We start from the raw sequence: 1,537 nt of genomic DNA on the forward strand, positions 1-1,537 counted from the left end.
AACTCAACTTTCTGACTTGCGAAAAATCATGCATTAATATGCTGAAACAGCGCGCTTTTTAATGGAAAAGCCCTTTGCTCCCTGGTATATTGTGTTTGCCAAAAACATAATAAAAACAAGGAGAAAGGGCTGATGAACTATAGCGAGAAACATTTTGAAGAGCAAGAGGCAATTCGCCTGGAGAATACCATTGATTCGTTTTTCAGCGATTTCCAGGTAGGGTGCCTGCTCAATGGTGCCGGCATCCGCAAGCTGCGCGGGGCTTCGCCGCTGAAGGTTTTTGCGGCAATTTTCCGCTTGCCCTTCGAGGGGAAGAATTTCTACCGCGGCATTGTGGAACGAGATGACTTGGGGTTCGGCAAGGACGCAGCCTATGCCTTGCTGCGCAACCCCAAGCACAACTGGCGCCGGCTTATGCTGGGCCTGGCGGTGAAAATCGCCACCGTTTTTTCCCTGCTCACCGGTGAGGAGCGGGAAAAGGTTCTGATCTTTGACAGCAGCACCTACGATCGCTCGCGGTCGAAAAAAGTTGAACTGCTGGCTTGGATTTTCGACCATACGGTGGGAAAATCCCTGCGGGGATTCAGCCTGCTCACTCTGGGCTGGTCGGACGGCTTCAGCTTTATCCCCCTGGACTTCGTCTTGGGCTCCTCGGCTAACAAGAAATCGAGGATCAAGGAGGCGGAGAAGCCGATCGACAAGCGGACCTGCGGCCACCGGCGACGTCTGGAGGCGGTTAGCAAGTCGACCGATTTGCTGGAAACCATGGTTAAACGGGTATTGGCGGCCGGTATCGGGGCCGACTATATCCTGATGGACAGTTGGTTCTCCTTCCCGGCGGTCATTGCTACACTGTCCCACCATTGTCCGGTGATCTGCATGCTGAAAAACATGCCCCGGGTCTTCTACAAATATGAGGGGCGCTGGTATACCTTGGGTGGGCTGTATGCACTGCTGAAAAAACGTCCCGGGCGGGCAAAGATTTTGGCCGCCGTCAACGTGGAGACCAAGCAGGGGCAGCAGGTCAGGATCGTATTTGTGCGCCATCGTCATAAACGGGATTGGCTGGCCGTCCTGTCCACCAAAGTGGATCTGGCTGACGAAGAGATTATTCGGATCTACGGCAAGCGCTGGGATATCGAGGTTTGCTTCAAGATGCTCAAGCAGCACCTGCGGCTGGAAAAGGAAGCGCAGCTGAGAGATTATGACGGGCTGGTCGGCCATGTGACCGTAGTGATGATCCGTTATATGTTCCTCTCCTTCCGGCAGCGACTGCACTCCGACCAGCGGACCGCCGGCAGTCTTTTTCATGCCTGCTGCGAGGAGGTGCGGGACCTGAACCTGCTGGAGGCAATGCAACGCCTGATGACCCTGGTGATTGATAAAATCCGGTCCACAGGAGAATTGGCCGAAGATGTCATCACCAAAATGATTGATGCCATGATGGGTGCAATGGCGGAGATTATGGAAACAATTTGCAGGTCGCATAATAATAAGCACGGAATAGCAGAAATTTAATTCAAGTCAGAAAGTTGAG

1 protein-coding gene is annotated in these 1,537 nt (G+C 53.1%); it reads left to right on the top strand.

Annotated features, from left to right (window positions below; genetic code table 11):
- Window positions 1-132 precede the first annotated feature (132 nt).
- Window positions 133-1,518, top strand: a complete 1,386-nt coding sequence (locus tag ACHHRT_RS13775; RefSeq protein ID WP_395500344.1) for an IS4 family transposase — start codon at window positions 133-135, stop codon at window positions 1,516-1,518.
- Window positions 1,519-1,537: the final 19 nt, after the last annotated feature.

Origin of the sequence: Desulfurivibrio modestus (genome assembly GCF_044068625.1) — a bacterium.
In the GTDB taxonomy this organism is placed as follows: domain Bacteria; phylum Desulfobacterota; class Desulfobulbia; order Desulfobulbales; family Desulfurivibrionaceae; genus Desulfurivibrio.

Coding starts and splice junctions, on each gene's coding strand:
- ACHHRT_RS13775 (WP_395500344.1), top strand. CDS start 133: ATGAACTATAGCGAGAAACATTTTGAAGAGCAAGAGGCAATTCGCCTG.